This is a genomic window from Psychromonas sp., assembly GCF_047632955.1.
Classification (GTDB): Bacteria; Pseudomonadota; Gammaproteobacteria; order Enterobacterales; family Psychromonadaceae; genus Psychromonas.
The window spans coordinates 109,104-126,549 of sequence record NZ_JBLIED010000003.1 but is presented as its reverse complement, the minus strand read 5'-3'; the positions used below and the strand labels follow the sequence as shown (position 1 = coordinate 126,549).

21 protein-coding genes and 1 pseudogene are annotated in these 17,446 nt (G+C 39.7%); 7 read left to right on the top strand and 15 right to left on the bottom strand.

The window, feature by feature from the left end:
• Nucleotides 1-7: 7 nt before the first annotated feature.
• Nucleotides 8-559 carry a DUF1415 domain-containing protein gene (locus tag ACJAZP_RS03845; RefSeq protein WP_415229409.1) on the bottom strand — a complete coding sequence of 184 codons (552 nt, stop codon included), beginning with the start codon at nucleotides 557-559 and terminating at the stop codon, nucleotides 8-10.
• 354 nt (nucleotides 560-913) lie between these two features.
• Here ACJAZP_RS03845 and ACJAZP_RS03840 point away from each other — a divergent pair, with 354 nt between their 5' ends.
• The 5 genes from ACJAZP_RS03840 (at nucleotide 914) to ACJAZP_RS03820 (ending at nucleotide 4,771) form a co-directional block, all read left to right on the top strand.
• Nucleotides 914-1,789, top strand: coding sequence for a patatin-like phospholipase family protein (locus ACJAZP_RS03840; protein WP_415229408.1), 876 nt, complete (start codon nucleotides 914-916; stop codon nucleotides 1,787-1,789).
• A gap of 318 nt (nucleotides 1,790-2,107) precedes the next feature.
• A complete protein-coding gene (locus ACJAZP_RS03835) occupies nucleotides 2,108-2,458 on the top strand; it encodes a metalloregulator ArsR/SmtB family transcription factor (RefSeq protein ID WP_415229407.1) in 351 nt (116 codons plus the stop codon).
• Between the two features lie 39 nt (nucleotides 2,459-2,497).
• Entirely contained in the window at nucleotides 2,498-3,520 is a 1,023-nt protein-coding gene (gene arsB / locus ACJAZP_RS03830; RefSeq protein ID WP_415229406.1) for an ACR3 family arsenite efflux transporter, read from the top strand.
• Nucleotides 3,520-4,524 (top strand): permease, encoded by a 1,005-nt coding sequence (locus ACJAZP_RS03825; protein ID WP_415229405.1) that lies wholly within the window; start codon nucleotides 3,520-3,522, stop codon nucleotides 4,522-4,524. The genes arsB and ACJAZP_RS03825 overlap by 1 nt, the downstream gene beginning before the upstream one ends.
• Nucleotides 4,525-4,534: 10 nt before the next feature.
• Nucleotides 4,535-4,771 carry a thioredoxin family protein gene (locus ACJAZP_RS03820; protein ID WP_415229404.1) on the top strand — a complete coding sequence of 79 codons (237 nt, stop codon included), beginning with the start codon at nucleotides 4,535-4,537 and terminating at the stop codon, nucleotides 4,769-4,771.
• Nucleotides 4,772-4,856: 85 nt separating this feature from the next.
• Here the strand turns inward: ACJAZP_RS03820 and ACJAZP_RS03815 are convergent, their stop codons facing one another.
• From ACJAZP_RS03815 to ACJAZP_RS03795, 5 genes are all read right to left on the bottom strand, one after another.
• The gene (locus ACJAZP_RS03815) at nucleotides 4,857-5,888 is read right to left on the bottom strand and encodes a DUF2157 domain-containing protein (RefSeq protein ID WP_415229403.1); all 1,032 of its coding nucleotides are present in this window, start codon (nucleotides 5,886-5,888) and stop codon (nucleotides 4,857-4,859) included.
• 75 nt (nucleotides 5,889-5,963) lie between these two features.
• A complete protein-coding gene (locus tag ACJAZP_RS03810; RefSeq protein WP_415229402.1) occupies nucleotides 5,964-6,599 on the bottom strand; it encodes a DUF1294 domain-containing protein in 636 nt (211 codons plus the stop codon).
• Between the two features lie 134 nt (nucleotides 6,600-6,733).
• Nucleotides 6,734-7,048 carry a heavy metal-binding domain-containing protein gene (locus tag ACJAZP_RS03805; RefSeq protein ID WP_415229401.1) on the bottom strand — a complete coding sequence of 105 codons (315 nt, stop codon included), beginning with the start codon at nucleotides 7,046-7,048 and terminating at the stop codon, nucleotides 6,734-6,736.
• 38 nt (nucleotides 7,049-7,086) lie between these two features.
• Nucleotides 7,087-7,863: a substrate-binding periplasmic protein gene (locus tag ACJAZP_RS03800; RefSeq protein ID WP_415229497.1), complete on the bottom strand. Its 777-nt coding sequence runs from the start codon at nucleotides 7,861-7,863 to the stop codon at nucleotides 7,087-7,089.
• A gap of 55 nt (nucleotides 7,864-7,918) precedes the next feature.
• Complete coding sequence (locus ACJAZP_RS03795; protein ID WP_415229400.1) at nucleotides 7,919-9,199, bottom strand: GGDEF domain-containing protein; 1,281 nt, start codon at nucleotides 9,197-9,199, stop codon at nucleotides 7,919-7,921.
• A 764-nt stretch (nucleotides 9,200-9,963) separates the two neighbouring features.
• Here ACJAZP_RS03795 and ACJAZP_RS03790 point away from each other — a divergent pair.
• Nucleotides 9,964-10,884, top strand: a complete 921-nt coding sequence (locus ACJAZP_RS03790; protein WP_415229399.1) for a manganese-dependent inorganic pyrophosphatase — start codon at nucleotides 9,964-9,966, stop codon at nucleotides 10,882-10,884.
• 118 nt (nucleotides 10,885-11,002) lie between these two features.
• On the opposite strand, the gene ACJAZP_RS03785 is transcribed toward ACJAZP_RS03790, so the two are convergent.
• The 9 genes and pseudogenes from ACJAZP_RS03785 to ACJAZP_RS03745 all read right to left on the bottom strand — a co-directional run.
• Nucleotides 11,003-11,389 carry a carboxymuconolactone decarboxylase family protein gene (locus ACJAZP_RS03785; RefSeq protein ID WP_415229398.1) on the bottom strand — a complete coding sequence of 129 codons (387 nt, stop codon included), beginning with the start codon at nucleotides 11,387-11,389 and terminating at the stop codon, nucleotides 11,003-11,005.
• A gap of 60 nt (nucleotides 11,390-11,449) precedes the next feature.
• A complete protein-coding gene (locus ACJAZP_RS03780; protein WP_415229397.1) occupies nucleotides 11,450-11,818 on the bottom strand; it encodes a MerR family transcriptional regulator in 369 nt (122 codons plus the stop codon).
• A 52-nt stretch (nucleotides 11,819-11,870) separates the two neighbouring features.
• Complete coding sequence (locus tag ACJAZP_RS03775) at nucleotides 11,871-12,329, bottom strand: GNAT family N-acetyltransferase (RefSeq protein WP_415229396.1); 459 nt, start codon at nucleotides 12,327-12,329, stop codon at nucleotides 11,871-11,873.
• A gap of 96 nt (nucleotides 12,330-12,425) precedes the next feature.
• Nucleotides 12,426-12,863, bottom strand: coding sequence for a GNAT family N-acetyltransferase (locus ACJAZP_RS03770; protein WP_415229395.1), 438 nt, complete (start codon nucleotides 12,861-12,863; stop codon nucleotides 12,426-12,428).
• Between the two features lie 116 nt (nucleotides 12,864-12,979).
• Nucleotides 12,980-13,474: a GNAT family N-acetyltransferase gene (locus ACJAZP_RS03765; protein WP_415229394.1), complete on the bottom strand. Its 495-nt coding sequence runs from the start codon at nucleotides 13,472-13,474 to the stop codon at nucleotides 12,980-12,982.
• A gap of 115 nt (nucleotides 13,475-13,589) precedes the next feature.
• Nucleotides 13,590-14,066 carry a GNAT family N-acetyltransferase gene (locus ACJAZP_RS03760; RefSeq protein ID WP_415229393.1) on the bottom strand — a complete coding sequence of 159 codons (477 nt, stop codon included), beginning with the start codon at nucleotides 14,064-14,066 and terminating at the stop codon, nucleotides 13,590-13,592.
• Nucleotides 14,067-14,144: 78 nt separating this feature from the next.
• Nucleotides 14,145-14,351, bottom strand: a complete 207-nt coding sequence (locus ACJAZP_RS03755; protein WP_415229392.1) for a hypothetical protein — start codon at nucleotides 14,349-14,351, stop codon at nucleotides 14,145-14,147.
• A gap of 217 nt (nucleotides 14,352-14,568) precedes the next feature.
• The gene (locus tag ACJAZP_RS03750; RefSeq protein ID WP_415229391.1) at nucleotides 14,569-14,760 is read right to left on the bottom strand and encodes a hypothetical protein; all 192 of its coding nucleotides are present in this window, start codon (nucleotides 14,758-14,760) and stop codon (nucleotides 14,569-14,571) included.
• Between the two features lie 283 nt (nucleotides 14,761-15,043).
• Nucleotides 15,044-15,559 (bottom strand): annotated as a pseudogene (locus ACJAZP_RS03745) (GNAT family N-acetyltransferase); the annotation flags it as partial.
• 747 nt (nucleotides 15,560-16,306) lie between these two features.
• Here ACJAZP_RS03745 and ACJAZP_RS03740 point away from each other — a divergent pair.
• Entirely contained in the window at nucleotides 16,307-16,906 is a 600-nt protein-coding gene (locus ACJAZP_RS03740; protein WP_415229390.1) for a hypothetical protein, read from the top strand.
• The last annotated feature ends 540 nt before the right edge of the window (nucleotides 16,907-17,446 follow it).

Below are 17,446 nucleotides of genomic sequence, written 5' to 3'. Positions count from 1 at the left end.
GCAGCAATTATTCATGTTTCAAGCAACCGGCCAATAAATCCGCAAAAAATGCATTGCCTTTTTTATTTGTAAACTCAATATTACGCTGCGGAATGCTATCAACATCGGGATGATTAGCTATGGCAAATTCCATACTGCTTTCGCGAATAATATGCAGGGTTGGATAGGGGGAACGATTGGTATAATTTGAGGGTGCATTTTGCACTTCGTCTGCAAAACAATAATCAGGGTGAAAATTAGCTAATTGATAGACACCTTCATAACCTTCCAATTCCAGCAGATCATTGGCCATGTCCAACAAATCTAAAAAATCATAAAACCCCTCGTAACCGCTGGGCAAAATAAATAAAGTTGTTTCGATTTCTTGATCAGCGTCTAACCTGTGACACTCATCTAATAAGGTCTGTAACACAAACTCGCGCTGAGGCTCTTCTGCCTGACAATAACGGATCGAGCCGCGTTCAACTTCGCGTCTGGCAAAGGGGCAGATATTGTATTTCACAACCAGTTGTTTTACCCATTTCTGAGTAGCCGAAATAATTTCATTTTTATCAGTCATATTTATCTATTCTATTGATTTTTTAGGGTACAATTTTAAAGTGTTAGTCTACACCCCTTAGGGGGCCAACATCTATCTTCGTTATCGAGCACGGCAACATGGATTAATGTCGGTAACAGGCAGTTCAGCAGCTATTGCAGCAGTCTAACAGAATGATTGATGTCAGTAACAGAGAGTTCATCAGTCTAACAAAATGATTGATGTCGGTAACAGGCAGTTCAGCAGCTATTGCAGCAGTCTAACAGAATGATTGATGTCGGTAACAGAGAGTTCAGTAGTCTAACAAAATATAACGCTGAACAATATCTGCTTCGGACCACATAAAATTAACACTTAATGTTCTAAGGGCTCAGCATGACAAAAACAAACAAAAAAACCGTTTCTCTCGTACTTGGCAGTGGCGGCGCAAGAGGAATGGCACACATTGGCGTGATACGCTGGTTGTTAGCCCACGATTATGAAATAAAATCAATATCGGGCAGTTCTGTTGGTGCTTTGGTCGGCGGAATGTATGCGATGGGCAAACTTGATGAATTTGAAGCATGGGCCGCCAGTATTACGACCCTCTATAAATTGAAACTATTTTATGTCAATTGGAATAATGATGCGCGTGGCGATAAAATAATCAATGTGTTGATTGAGTTGTTTGGTGATTATCAGATAGAAGATTTGCCTATTACTTATACTGCCGTTGCCTCAGACATTAGAAATGAAAAAGAGGTGTGGATAAACAAAGGATCCTTATTCCAAGCACTGCGTGCATCGATGGCAATGCCGCTGTTTTTTACCCCGGTTGTGCGTGAAGGGGTTGATCTCATTGACGGCGGGGTTTTGAACCCGGTTCCTATTGCTCCCACTTTTAGCGACCGTACCGATGTAACTATTGCCGTAAACCTCGGCGGTGCCATTCATCATCAACAACATAAAACAGCAGTAAAAAACCACAACGGCTCAATGATCCCGGTAAACTTAGACGTCATTACTAAACATTTTACGCCGCATAAAAATATTCAGCAGGAAAAAGGCATTGACTGGAAAATCTACAATATTGCAGAATTGGCTATTGATGCAATGCAAAGTACCATCGCACGTCAAAAGTTAGCCGCTTATCCAGCTGATCATGTTATAGAAATATCCAGAGATACTTGCGGGACGCTGGAATTTGAACGTTCTGCAGAGATGATAAAATTAGGTTACCTGATGGCCGAGCGTTGCCTGCATGATGTCTGATTAAATTTTGATTGTTATTTCTGGATTCTGGATTCTGGATCCACAAAATGACTCATTTAAGATTCAGTGAGTCATTATTGGCGGTCAAGCCGTTTTTTACAAAGCGCTGCCAGCAGGAAAACTAATACCAACTGAACTCATGGTTATCCGCTAATCATCTCGACCTTCTCCCCTTTTTAATTGACCACCCGCCTATGTCTGACTTTTTGCCGTTTTTTGATAAATAAAATTGACAGTCTTTATGATAGGCATATACTTTATTTCATATATACGATTATTCATATGTATTTATTAATATAAAATATTTAAAGGTGAACCATGGATCCTGTGCAGTTTTACAAATGTTTAGCTGATGATACTCGACTGCGTTGTCTGTTAATGATCACACATGAACATGAGCTTTGTGTCTGTGAATTAATGGAAGCGCTACAAGAGATCCAACCGAAAATTTCCCGTCACCTGGCGCAACTGAGAAAATGCGGGCTGCTGATCGATATCAGACAAGGTCAGTGGGTGTTTTATCAAATCAATCCGGCGCTCAGCAATTGGGCAAAACGTGTTCTGGCAGAAACCGCGAATAATAATGCACACTATTTAAGCGTAAACAGGCTCAGGCTGTCGCGCATGGGAACGCGCCCCGAGCGAGTTCAAAGCTGTTGCAATAAGTGATTTTTGGCACATAGTTAGAGTACATAGAAGGCATTTTAAATGGGTATTTTTGAACGTTATTTATCTCTCTGGGTTGGCATCTGTATTGTTGTTGGTGTGTTTCTCGGCAGTTTAGTGCCGGCGGCATTTTTACAGATTGCCAGACTCGAATGGGCGCATGTCAATTTAGTCGTCGCGCTTTTAATCTGGGTAATGATCTATCCGATAATGGTGCAGATTGATTTCAGCTCGATAAAAGATGTGGGCAAAAAGCCCAAAGGTTTAATGCTTACTCTGGTCATTAACTGGCTTATCAAACCCTTTACTATGGCCGCATTGGGTTGGTTATTTTTCAAAGTCTTCTTTGCCGGCTGGGTTGATCCGCAGGATGCGAACCAATACATAGCAGGAATGATTTTGCTCGGTGTCGCGCCCTGCACCGCCATGGTCTTTGTCTGGAGCCAGCTTACCAAAGGAGATGCAAATTACACGCTGGTGCAGGTTTCGGTTAATGATATTATTATGGTCTTCGCCTTTGCGCCGATCAGTGCTTTTCTGTTAGGAGTCACCGATATTACGGTCCCGTGGGAAACCTTGGTACTGTCAGTGGTACTCTATGTGGTTTTACCTTTACTCGCCGGCGTCAGCACTCGCTATTACCTTCAACATAAGCACAACAGTAACAGTATCACGACCTTTCTCGCAAAAACTAAACCCTGGTCAATCATCGGTTTATTAGGCACCGTCATTCTGCTTTTCGGCTTTCAGGCGGAGACGATACTGGCGCAACCGCAGACTATTTTACTGATAGCCATTCCCTTACTGATTCAAAGCTACGGTATTTTTGCCATTGCCTATGCAGCGGCTCGCGCTATCAAGCTACCCTATAATATTGCCGCCCCGGCAGCTTTGATCGGCACCTCAAACTTTTTTGAACTGGCGGTCGCCGTGGCAATCTCTCTGTTTGGTTTACATTCGGGCGCGGCATTAGCAACGGTGGTCGGCGTACTGGTCGAAGTCCCGGTAATGTTGTCTTTAGTTTATTTTGCCAATAGCACCCGGCACTGGTTTGGAGAAGTCTAATGTTTGAAATTTTCACTGAATTGGCCGACTGGTTAACTTACGACCTATTGCAGATCACAAGCGATACTAAGCTTGCCGATGCGGTCCACTTTTTTATCGAAGACACCAGCAAAATTTTTGTCCTTCTGATCGTGATGATCTACGTGATAGCCTTGCTGCGCGCCTCTCTCAATGTGGAAAAAGTACGGGATTATCTGGCCGGCAAACATCGCGGCATTGGTTATCTGATGGGTTCAAGTTTTGGTGCCATCACCCCGTTTTGTTCCTGCTCAAGTATTCCGGTATTTCTCGGGTTTACCTCCGCGGGTATTCCCGTGGGCATTACGATGTCTTTTTTAATCACTTCACCGCTGATCAATGAAGTTGCAATACTGCTTTTGATGAGCTTATTAGGCTGGAAATTTACGGTTTTGTATGTGCTTGTGGGAATGACAGTGGGCATGTTAGGCGGGTTGTTTCTTGATTTTATCAAAGCCGAACGCTGGTTACAGTCCTTTGCCGCAGAGGCGCTAAAACGTGGACAACTGCAAACAGCATCAACAGAAGGCGTAGCAGCAGAGCAAACAAAAGATAAACTCTCCTTGCGTAATCGCCATCAATTTGCCAAAACTGAAGCTTTAGAGATCTTCGGCCGCGTCTGGAAATGGGTTATTATCGGGGTTGGGCTCGGTGCGGCGCTGCACGGATTTGTCCCCGACGGCTGGATTGCAACGCATCTCGGTGATCAGCAATGGTGGTCAGTACCGGCGGCAGTTTTGTTAGGTATTCCCCTTTACTCCAATGCCACCGGGATCATTCCGGTGATGGAAAGTCTGCTCAGCAACGGCTTGCCGATAGGCACCACCTTAGCCTTTTGTATGAGCACAGTGGCGGCGAGTTTTCCGGAATTTATTTTACTTAAACAGGTCATGCAGTGGCGGCTATTGGCAATCTTATTTGCCATGTTATTAGTGGCTTTCACATTGGTTGGCTGGATTTTTAACACTTTCACCCCTTTATTATGAGGAACGACAAATGAAAAACATTAAAGTACTAGGCTCAGGCTGCACAAAATGTAAAACCACAGTCACACTGATCACTCAGGTTGCAGAGCAGCTTGGTGTAAAGATTAAGATCGAAAAGATAGAGGATATGACGCAAATTATGGCCTATGGCGTGATGAGCACTCCTGCGGTGGTGATAGATGAGCAAGTTGTGCACAAGGGCAGTATACCCTCACGTGAACAGATAGAATCCTGGATAAAAGAGTAAGCAACACTGCGTTAAATTAATATTGCCGCTCGTTGTACGGGAAGTAATAGGTGGGACAGCTCCTCTTACCCAGTAAGAGGAACGCTTAATTCCCCCTAGAATCCAGAAAATCTTTTACCTGAGCGGGTAATATTTTTCTAACTTTTTCGCTGATCATCTTTTCATTTTTCTGCCAGAGCACACCAAAGTAAATTATCAGCAGGCCAATTGCAGTCAATGCAATGGGAAATAACCAGCTGTCTTTAAACAGGTCATAGGCAAGATGCCCTAAATAAAAACTGCAGCCTAGCGCGCCAAAAACCACAAAAACTCTTCGTGTGATTAGCACGCCAGCCCCGATCATAATAATATTGATACAAAAGTAGACAAACTTAGCAATCTCACTGTCTGAGTATTGCGCTGTCATTCCACACCAAAATCCCATCACTCCAAATAGGTATAGCCAAAATGCGAAATCTGCTTTTCCCTTAGCACGGAAATCAACCCAAAAAGCTAGCAGTATAATTAAAAGACCGAAATACATTGAGACCAGCGCGCGCAGTTCAAAATGCGCACTACTTCCAGCAATCATTAACGCGATGTCCATCGACATGTACCAAAGTGTTACGGCTATCGGCATTATTAAGAAGGGGTATTTATAACGCCAGGCGACGATGGTGCCGACAATTAATGTTCCGAACTCCATATAGATCCACTGCCATTTGATGTACCTATGATATTCCTGATAGCTACTTGCATCCGGCCACAAACCCAATGCTTGCTGCAGACCAAATATTGCAAGTGGTGTTAAGGTCACGGCAAATGTGGCGCAGATACCAGCCGGAACAGCGTAACCTCTGGACTCGAATAGTTGCGTTAGTTTTAATCCGGCTGCTGCATAAGCGAGGGAAATAAAGAAAATTCCCCAGCCCCCAAAAGATTCCCAACCTAAGTTCATGAACAGCGTCATCGCTCCGATTGCTAAAAGGCCGCCTAAGTAATAAAGCACGTTAGTGAAATTGAAGCTTGGTCCGACACTTGGCAAGCTTTGCAAATAAAGGTCTAAGTTTTCAGCCTGCTGTGCGGAAAGAATGTGCTTATTAACAGCATCATCCAAATCCTTCCTGGTGATTCTCATCGCATTTAACTCCACATTGATAAGTTGGCAGCTTATATTGGCAGATTTTTATTTATCCAAAACACCGACCAACTGCTACTGGCCATTCACTAATGGCAGAACGACATTATTAAGGAAGTTTGTGCCCTTATCGGTATAAAGCCAAAATAAGCCGGCTAGGTTGAATACAACCGTTACCCGGTAAACGCTTTTAAATGCTTGTTTACTTGATTTATGGCGCAATTTTGTTTGCGCAAAAAAAGCTCCAGGCCAACCACCGACTAAAGAAAACAGATGCAATGTACTTTCTCGAGTTCTCCAGCGACCATTTTGAGCCGCAGATTTATCCAATGCGTAGGCGATAAAAGCGATTAAACTCATTACAATATATAAACCGGCAATCATTAAGGGTAACTTTCCAATAAACACCGACAGCAAAAGTCCTATGCAAAAAACCAAAACAAAGACAGTACCTAAGGGACTGGCATTTTTAGTTTTATTGCCTTTATTTGAACTTTTAACATCACTAGCGAATGTAATGTTGTCCGCTTTATAGCGATTCTTATTTTCACGCACTAATTCATAAAGAATCACTTCGCCATTAACAGGTCTGCGAGCGTCAGGTCTAAAGGCTTTAATATGAACAAAAGCGCGCTCTCCACCACCATTTGGCTCGACAAAACCAAAGCCTTTATCATCATTCCAATTTAAAATTTTCCCTTGAAGCTGCATATGCTCCCTTAAATTTGATAGCTAATGCCCAATTAAGGCAAGTGCGTAGCGGGATAAGATCAATAAGTGCAGCGGAATAAAATTTTTAAGCGCAACTGAGTCTGCTATACACTTATCCCGCTGAATTGATTTTATTATTTTAATTTAACGGCAGTACCAAAGGCCATAATTTCAGACGAACCATCCATAATTGCGCTGGTAGTAAAACGTATACCAACAACGGCATCAGCCCCCTTTGCATTGGCGCTTGCCACTAAGCGCTGGATTGCCAGATCCCTCGCTTCGGTTAACATTTCGGTATAGCCGCGAATTTCACCACCGACGATGCTTTTTAAACTGGCCATAATATCTCGTCCAATATGTTTCGCTTGAACCACATTTCCCGTAACAACGCCTACTATCTCGATAATTTCTTTACCTGGAATAGTATCGGTGGTTGAATAAATCATAAACTCTCCATTTCTTGTATTACACGTCTTGTATTACACTAGTGCGCAAATGTTACGTTATATTTACTGAGAAGCATTTTTTCTTTTTCACCCTTCAGCGACAAACGCCCCTCGTTCCAAATTTTGATAAGTTCCTGTCTTTTTACAACGGGTATCTTTTTTGAAAAAATCGGCATTTCAAGCAGTTTATTTTCGAAGCCCGGGTGCACGACCTTAAGTTTATCAGTTAAGTTAAGCCGATTTAAAGTATGAAGAAGGACAAGTTCGTTATCTGCATATAAATCGACTCTATTTTCGCTAATCATCTGTAATATTCGCTCAACCACATCATCATCACCGGCGATCACTTCAACAAAATTAGAATTTTTGGGGTCATCAATGTAATTCTGATAACCGGCGCTTATTGAGCTGTAATCCCAGCCTGGCCCGGTTGCAATACGTTTACCTTTTATCGAGTGAATACCATTATAAAGCCACTCTTCATCGCGCCTGACGACAAAGGCCGAAGTGTATAAAAAGGTCGCTTCGCTGGCATAGATGAAACCCTTTTCTGCATTTTTTGAAAAAAGATATTCCGGTAACATATCACAAAGCCCCTCGGCCACCATATCCAGTCCTCTTGCCAGGGGAACTTCATAATATTTTAGTTGGTAGCCTTTTGCGCTATATATTTCGTCCAGCATATCAATCACCACACCACGGTCAGAAGACGCTTCCGATGGGAATATTGTCATCGGGGCCCATTGGTCGTAGCAAACGTTCAATGTTTCAGCGTGGCTTGTATTGGCAATGCCGGCTTCGACCCAAAAGAGCATAACAAACAATGATCTATGCACTTGTTTAATCTTTGACTTTATACATTTCAGCTTTTTATATTTCGACACGGTTACGGCCCTTATCTTTTGCATCATAAAGTTTCAAATCGGCGCGTTTAAATAATTCGTCAATTGACAAATCTTTGGGACCCGATGACTCAATACCAAGACTCACGGTGTAGCTGACTGTTTTACCCTCAATCTCCAACCTTGAATGGGCAATCGCCTTCCTTATTTCATCGGCAAGCCCGAAGGCGGCATCCATCCCCGTATCAGGGAGAAATATTACAAATTCTTCACCACCGATTCTCCCGATAAGATCAGACTTTCTTAATAAAGTTTGAATTGTTTCGGTGAAATGAATGAGTACCCGGTCACCAATAAAATGGCCATAGGTATCGTTGATATTTTTAAAGTGATCTAAATCCATCAAAACAAAGGACACCGGTGATTTTTGGCGTTGGCAAAGCATCAGCAAATGTTGCGCACAGTCAAAGAAGCTTCCCCGGTTTAATGCCCCGGTTAAAGAATCAATGGTTGCCAGTCTTTGAAGTTTTTCATTCAATATTTGTAATGCTTCAGTGCGTTTTTCAACGGCATTTTCTAACCAAATTCGCTTGTTTTGCTCATCCACTAATAATCGAGTGCGATCTCTTTCCATAGCAGACAACATATTATTCATATGCTGTTGAAGTTGACTGAGTTCGTTGTTTTCAGTGTTCGAAAGGTTAATCCGTTTACTGACATTTTTGCTAAGCTGAATCTCATTAACTTGAGACATTAATTCTTTTAAAGGGATGGCCAAATAACGATTAAAGGCCCAGATAAACAACCCGAATAAAACAGATAATTTTATGATTGCGGTAACCGCAATCAGGGTAAAACCAAACCAGACGCGATCTAACACTACTTCCGATGATGAATAAAGAACCAGCGTTCCAAGAAATATTTTTTCGCCATTAAGCAACCAATGTAAATCGGATTGTGTATTAAAAATAGATAAGGGTTCTGAGGCAGGAGTGAAGGATCTTTTAGAAATCATATTGTTAGCATGCTTATTGAAAACATCAACACCTTCGATAATGGGCATTTTTACAAGTCCGGCGACGAGTGCATTCAGCTGAGTCTGGTTGTATTGCCATAAACTCGTCGCAACAGGCCCTAGCACGGAGGCTTCCAATTGCTTCAATTCATTGGAGATTGAATCCTGGGTTTTTAAATATTCAGTCAAGAATTGAATACTGGTGATAAGGCATGCGACCATCAGATAGATGGAAAAAATAACACGCAGCATTTTTTGGGATAGATTGTTTGCACTGAGATAACTTAAAAACATTAAAAATGCCCTTTCCGATATACTTTAAACTTGAGTTAAGATTAGATTACTCCCGCGCTCAATAGAACAAACTAAGAGAAACATCAAATAATCCTGCAAACGTCCTTCTCATTACAAGTGATAACGCTTTGCGGGACTGAAACAGCCTAAAATGACAGAAAATTTTTATGAGTTCATCTTGAATGCTGTTGTCAGGTTGATAACGCTACAGCAGTTTTATTGCCATTGTATTAAGATTGGCATGTTTGAATAACAAAAACACTTAAATAACAGCAAATGAAATTGCGAAAATAGTTACGGTTGTTGTTTTGGTTTGTTCAAATCTACAGTTAAGTAAATGCTTAAACAACACTAAACGTGATGATTTTACAAAAATAGTTAATTACTTCACGAAAAACTCAGCGTACTTACAAACAAAGCTTGGAAATCTTATCTTTTAATCAAAACCACAGGCCAATAAACATATAAAACAATCAGATAGCATACACACCTGATTGTAGCTGACCTTTACGTTGAAGCACCAGCATTAATGCGCAATACAAGACATTCATAATTGAAAGAAATATAATACGATTTTACTTTGTATCACTGCAGCAAGCAGCTATAGCCGATAGTTGTTAACTTTTTTATCTGACGACTCAGGTACTCACAAAGGTTAGAAAGTTCACAATTTCTGGTGTTTTATTCAAGGCTAGACTCTTTGTAATATATCCAAACAAAATATAGTTTGTTAAGATAACGGCAAATTAAAGGAGAGTACTTTTATGCCAAATTACGTTGTCGGTCACAAGATCCCTGATTCAGACTCTATCTGTTCAGCCATCGCATTATCATATTTAAAAACCACTTTAGGTGAGGAAACCGTTCCTGCACGTTTAGGTCAATTAACCCCGGAAACACTATTCATTTTGAATAAGTTTGGTTTTGAACAGCCAATACTTAAAACCAGTTATGCCGGTGATAATGTTTATATTGTCGATCATAGCGACATTGAGCTTGCCCCCGATGATATTGATGAAGCTACTATTTTAGGTATTATTGATCACCATAAATTAGGTGACTTAACCACCACAACACCACTTGAAATTTGGGTTCGTCCTGTAGGCTGTACCAATACCATCATTAAGATGATGTATGATTTTTATAATGTTGAAATCCCTAAAAATATAGCTGGCGCGATGATGTGCGCTATTTTAAGTGATACGGTTATTTTTAAATCGCCTACCTGTACCACTGCGGATATTAAATGTGTTGAAGCGTTAGCTGCAATTGCCGGTATTGAAGATTTTAAAGAACTTGGCATGGACATGTTCAAAGTAAAATCGGCTGTTCAAGGTACGCCAGTACGAGAACTAGTTAAACGTGATTTTAAAGACTTTAATATGAATGGTAACAAGATTGGTATCGGCCAATTAGAAGTTATCGACTTAAGTGTTTTTGATGATATTAAAGCCGAGCTTGCTGCCGATATAATAGCATTAAAAAAAGAAGGCGAGCGTCATAGTGTTTTATTATTGCTGACCGATATCATGAAAGAAGGCTCAGAGCTTTTAGTGGTAAGTGATAATGAAAATTTAGCCGAACAAGCCTTTGGTCACGCAACTGTCGACGGTAAAGTATGGTTAGACGGTGTACTAAGTCGTAAAAAACAAATAGTGCCACCACTACAACAAGTATTTGCTTAACTTTACTTTTATATTCTAAAAACAAAAACCACGCTATTCATTTAGTCGTGGTTTTTTATTAGCTGTGTGAAACTGGCGATGACAAATTAAAAATTCCTCTGCCCTTACTGATTAATCATTACTCTTTGATTATTTGCCGTTCGATAAAGACTTCTTTAGCCACAAACATTGCATTTAAAGCGGCGGGAAAACCTGCATAGACAGCCATTTGTATAATGACTTCAACGATTTCTTTCGGCTTACAACCCACATTCAACGCGCCATGAATATGGACACTTAATTGCGGCAAGCAACTTCCTAAAGCGGTTAATGCGGCGACCGTTGCCAATTCTCGACTCTTTAAATCAAGCCCCGGCCGTTGATAAATATCTCCAAAAGGAAACTCAATAGTATATTTTGCTAAATCTGGCGAAATTGAGGCTAAACTGTCGATCACTTTTTGCCCTGCTTTCCCGTCAATTTCATTTAATTTATTAAGGCCTGATTCATAACGTTGATTATTCATTAACACTCCGGTTGTAATGTATTTAATAATTCAACTCTACAACTTAGAGTGAACTCTAAGTCAAGCATTAACTTCCGACTCAATAATTTGACCGTAATGTTCAATTTTATCCTTGAGCTTTGTAAGATGAAATTGTTGTTCTGCTATTTTTGATTCAAGTATCAGCGCGTGTTGCTGCAAAATTTGCATTCTTAATTGTGATGTTGAAGCGCCTTGATCTCTTAAATCCGCATATTTTCTTATATTATCAAGCGCCATACCCGTGTCTTTTAAGCGCTTTATAAATTCGATCCAGATGATATCTTTTTCTGTAAAGTAACGATGATCACTGGCGTTTCTCGAAATGTTTTTTAACAAACCAATTTTTTCGTAATATCTGATCGTATAAGCAGATATATTGGTTCTCTCGGAAAATTTTTTAATGTTCATACAAGCCTCTTAAAATTGAATAAACAAGCACTAACCCGCGGTGTTAATTATGTTATATTTTTTTAACCATAAAGAGGCAACCTGCTATTTCTTGTAGACCCTTTGGATAAGGTCGAACCTCAAACCCGAGACTTTGGTACAATTTTTTTGCGGGAAGATTGTGCTCATAAACAAATAACGAAAAACTCACGTCATTTTCAGCCACGCAGTTTAAAAGAGCGTCCATAAATTGATAGCCCATTTTTTTGCCGCGCATTGTGGGAGATACGACTATTCTGCCAAGGTGTTTGCAGTTAAACTTATTAAAGACTTGAGCAAAGCCTATCAAACCGCCTTTTTTATCAACAACAACATAAGCACGAGCAACATGCCATTGTATATCGATTTTTAGCTGCGCCAGATGTAGCGGAAAGTGAATTGCTGGCCCGCCCCAGTTTTTCGCATCGAATTCGCTTAACAACCAACCAGAAATTATCAACAAATCTTGCTCCGTTGCAGGCCTAATTTTCATTCTCCATCCTTAAAAATTCTTTGTTTTGTTTAATGCGATTGTTAACTGGTCACTTCAAAGCGAATGAAATACATTAATAAATCAACATCGAGATGTTCAGATAAGGTGTAATTTTCCGACAACATTTGCGACTGACGACTGCCAAAAAGATAACGCCCTGGAATTTTCAAGTAACACTCGAATTTGCCATTTATCAGAGATTAACTGTGTGGCCAGCTTGAATGCTTGTTTACCAACGCCTTTCCCGTTAAATTTTCGAAGAATAAAAAATTGTTCTATATCGGTAATAGCAAGATCTGCAGGGTATTTTCGAATCAATGCAAAGCCGGCTAATTCCTGACCAACATAAATAAAATAGGGGAAATGACTGCCACTTTCCCAATAAACATCAAATTGAGATTTATTGAAACAAAAGTAACCATTTTCATCAGGAGCTAGCGCTAAGAAATCCGACATTTCATAGATATAATAATGAAATAGATTTTCTAAAATATTACGCGCATCTTTATCGATTTTGAGTAATGAGACGTCCATATTTCCTCTGCCCGTTAACAAGGCTAAAAACTTTAACGCCTGGAACACTGGCGTATAACTTGGTGTTTTGGGTTTTTAGCAACAAATGTAGCAAATTCAAATGAGGTAATTTTTTGCTAAATGCTGCATTGCGCCATGATGCTTATATCTTGATACTTATTGTCGAACAAACGGGCACACTTTTTTACCCCTTCAATTTCGAAGCTGCATTTTTTATATAGATTAATCGCTATTTCATTATCAGAAAACACTTCCAGTTCCAGACGCGTCAACCCTTGATTCCAGGCGTGTGCAATTGTTTTATCTAAAAGTTGCGATCCTATTCCTCGTCCACGAAAGTCCGATCGTACCCCCATTCCAAGGTGTCCGACATGCGTCATGGTATTCCTCTCTAATGGAATAATGTCAGCCCAGCCTACGATGTTATTGTTGTGTACTGCAACGTATTGAGCGTTATTATTTTCAATGTTATTGCGCACAAAATTGAGCATTTTTTCATAGGGAGGTGGTGTCGTTGTCAGTAAATATATTCCTTCGCCTGCAACACTGCATAGAGCATCATAGAAACCGCCAATATCTTTATCTTGTATTTTCCTGATATCAATTTTCATAAGCATTCCTTGGACCAACGTTTTGCTTACCGACAACAAGCTTGCTACTGTTCTGATCTATTATTTAGCAAAAACTGCAACCACTTTAAAGGCTGCAGCAACTAACTTTTTAGACTTAACCCGCTATTTTCTTTGACATATTGTAGCCGGAAATAATAAAACCCACTTCTTGGTACAGAGCAAATGCCCGTTGGTTATGATAAGCGACGCGTAGCTTAATTTGATTAATATCAGCAGAAATCAACAATTTTTCAAGTTGACCGATAGCTTTTTTTCCATATCCATTACCACGGTACTCAGGATCAATATAGAAATCGTAAATGAAGGTTGATGCATCGCTGGATTTTATTGAATGCCACAGATAACCAATCACTTTTAAACCATCACCCGCCTGTATTTCAATGCACAGCAAGTCATGTTCGTTATTTTCAAGACCATTTGGAAAACATTTAATCAGATCCTGATGCGCTAAATCCGTGGCAACTTCAATAGAATGGCCATAATTTTGCACAATTTCTCGACTGTAATCGGCGATAAAATAATCGCAATAGGCAGGATATTCTTCAACTTTCATTTTTCTAAGTTTAATCATTTAGATGTCCGAATTAGGTTGGATTTTTCTGGAAAAGTCCGATGACTTGATGTGCTTGTCACTACAGGGCAAATACTGCTAAATTTTAATAAAATAGGGGATCATAACTAAAATAATACCGACTATCAGCAGCATAGTGACACTGGACATAAAATAAGGAAATACAAAAAGGGATAAACCGATAGCTAGCGGAACAATCGCTTTTTGCTTTTTTCCGTAGCTGAAATAGCCCATACCGATAGCGCCAAACAACACACTCCAAATTATTATTGATTCACTGTCCATAGAAAACGCCTGTTTTATATTTATTACCGCATAATTGCTTTTTAAGCCGCAGCACTTTAATGCCGATTTACCTAGTGACTTTCAATCTCCGATATACATGTCCTGGTTTGTCCAACGATAGGATTAAGTCGTGGTTCGTTATCCAAACCAGAGCTATCTTTAATAACTCTCTGCCAGTTAAAGTACTCATTAGTAACCGATCCCTATTTGTGCTTTTCTATTTGTTCTTTATAGTTGTCATGTTATTTATTACAACGGCTAATATAACACCCAGTAATACCACACCTATTGTGGATAATGATCGCCAGACCACACCTGTATCACCAATGTATCCCCAGATACCCATTATTGATACTGTTGTACCAAGAATGATGCAAATCAAAGCAATTATTAATGCTGTTTTATTCAAGTTCATATTAACCTTACATTACTTATTTATACACCAACGCCGCAATAAACGGCGTTGAATGGTTGCCTAAATCACAAACGATAGACCGCACTTTTAATCCAGTTGATTAACCAATAATAACCTAGCCTATGAAGTCTACACTTAATGACAGAATTACTTAAGAGAAAGCGGCAGAGAAAGCAACAGAGGAAATTATACAAACTATTTCAGTGTGTTAAGGCGTTTTAATACACATCTATTATATTGATAAAGACAAAGATATTGATAGTGTCACTGTCTATCCTTATTTGTCACTGCGCACTTGAAGTTTATAAGATAAGCCGGATTTAACGGCCAACCACTCATGATTAATAATTGAAAACACCACGGTATCTCGATAGCTGCCATCGACCATTTTTTGATGGTTTCGAAGGACACCATCTTGTTTAGCACCTAATCGGGCAATCGCATTACGGGAGACCTGGTTGTGCCAGTGTGTACGAAATTCCACAGCAATGGCAGATAACTGCTCAAAAGCATAACTTAAAAGAAGATACTTACACTCGGTATTCACAGCGGTTCCCTGATAGCTTTTGGCGTACCAGGTATAACCTATTTCAACGCGTTGATTGACCACATCGGCGTGACAAAAACGGGTTGTGCCGATAATTTTATTAGTTGAATTATCAATAGCCACAAAGGGTAATGCGCTGCCATTTTGTTGTTCAGACAGGGCTGATTCGACATATAACTCTACATCATCAGCACTGGGAATACTGGTGTACCATAAATTCCAAAGCTGACCGTCTGATGCCGCTTCAACTAATGCTGATGCATATTCTTTTTACAGCACAGTTAAGCTGACGGTTTGTCCTTTAAGCTCAGTTTCCATGAGCCATTTTTTATTGTCCATAATAAAAAATCCTTATTGTAATAACTTACACATATTCATAATACCACGCTAAACGTAAAAAAAAATTTCCTTGGTATTCTCCTTTCCTGAAAAAAGGGCGTTACTGATTGGTAGCTGAAACGGTGTCCGAATAGGGTCTAGGATACTTTTAGGTTTAGAACAGTCAGATATTTACCCGCAAATTTTCAAAGATTGTCAAGCAAATAAGGTCGCCCACCAATATTGATCAAGCCTGACAGAAATCGATATTAAACATACACTACGCCTATCTTTTATCTCTTTATTATCGGCCTTTATACCTTTAAAACCTCCTACAAACAGGATTAATACAGCCAAATCCCGCTACAACCTACATCCTAAATTTTCAGACAACCCCAGTAAAAAAGGCATACAATGGCAAAAACTTACTACCAAAAGCAAGCGGCACCACATAACGCATCACTACATCATGCTCTGCATGGGAACTCAGTGTAACCACTAAGTCATACCACAAGTGGCGACACTAACTGACACCATCAACTAACACCACTACTTACCACCACTATCTGCGGTATTTTTTAGCACAAAATAGTGAGGTATGATCCGTTTTGTGTTTTACTTATTTATTCACTTCGTTAACTAAGTTATGGTGTTTGATTATTAAAGGAGATTCATATGATCACTGTTGATACGCCAATTGGTTTTGAATGGAATGAGGGAAACAGCAACTGGGTTAAGAACTACCTCATTCGACAAACTCCCCTGCTGCAAAAACTGACCAACGGCATTGGCGTTGATATCAATAATATGAATGAGTTTCAATTTCATCAAGTCTGCCAACTATTAGAAACAACAGCTGACGGCAGAGAATTACGAAATAAAATGTTCAAGGCCTGGCGCAGTAAAAAATCACGTGACAGCGATAATGGCAAAAAGCTATATACTTTTAATCTGTCAATCAAAGCGGGTAGTCATCTTAAAAAAATAGCCAAAGATAACCCTATCAATAAAACCCTAGAGAAACTGATTTTTGCAGGAAAATTAACAACGGATGATCAAGCCGATAAATATAAGCAGAAAATTGCGCAGCTTACGGCTCAGAATGAACAGCTGGTCTCGCAGTTAGCACAAATCCCCTTAGCCCGCCCTCCTGCCGAAGATGAAATTCATGCGCTGACAAATAACGACTTACTGGTAAAAGAGTTAGCTAAACTGGAAAAATCACAATTAATTAAAAAAATATTATTATTGCAGCGTAAATTAAATCAATCGTAATATATGATACTGGCGAGGTATTGTTATACCACTCTACGAATGACCCGAGAGTCATCTAAGCTTTTATCCTGCCCAATAAATAAGCCTGCGACTTTTCTCTTTACTGTCACTTGATACTTATCTTTTTGAATTCATACATCTGCCTGTATCCAGAATGTTATGTGCTTTAAACATATTGAGGCGCATTTTTTAATTTTGTGGAATATCGAGTGTTATCATTAAAGGTCCTGAAAATAATTGATTAAAAGACAAATTGATCATTAAAAACAGTCAAATTCTATGAATGTCCGTTATTCTATTTGACCAATTTAGCATCTGTTTTAACCTGCGTAAATGAACCACAAAATAATGAATTTTGGTATAAGTGGTAATCATACCTGGACCGTTAATTTGTTGTTTATTAACACACACTGTTGGTTCAGGTTTGTGTTTTGCTTTTTTATATTAGCTGACTAGGTTTGTATCTCTGCCGCTATATAGTATATGATCCTGTTGCGCAACAATGGTTTATTGCGTTGTAAGGAATGCAGTGGCAGCATT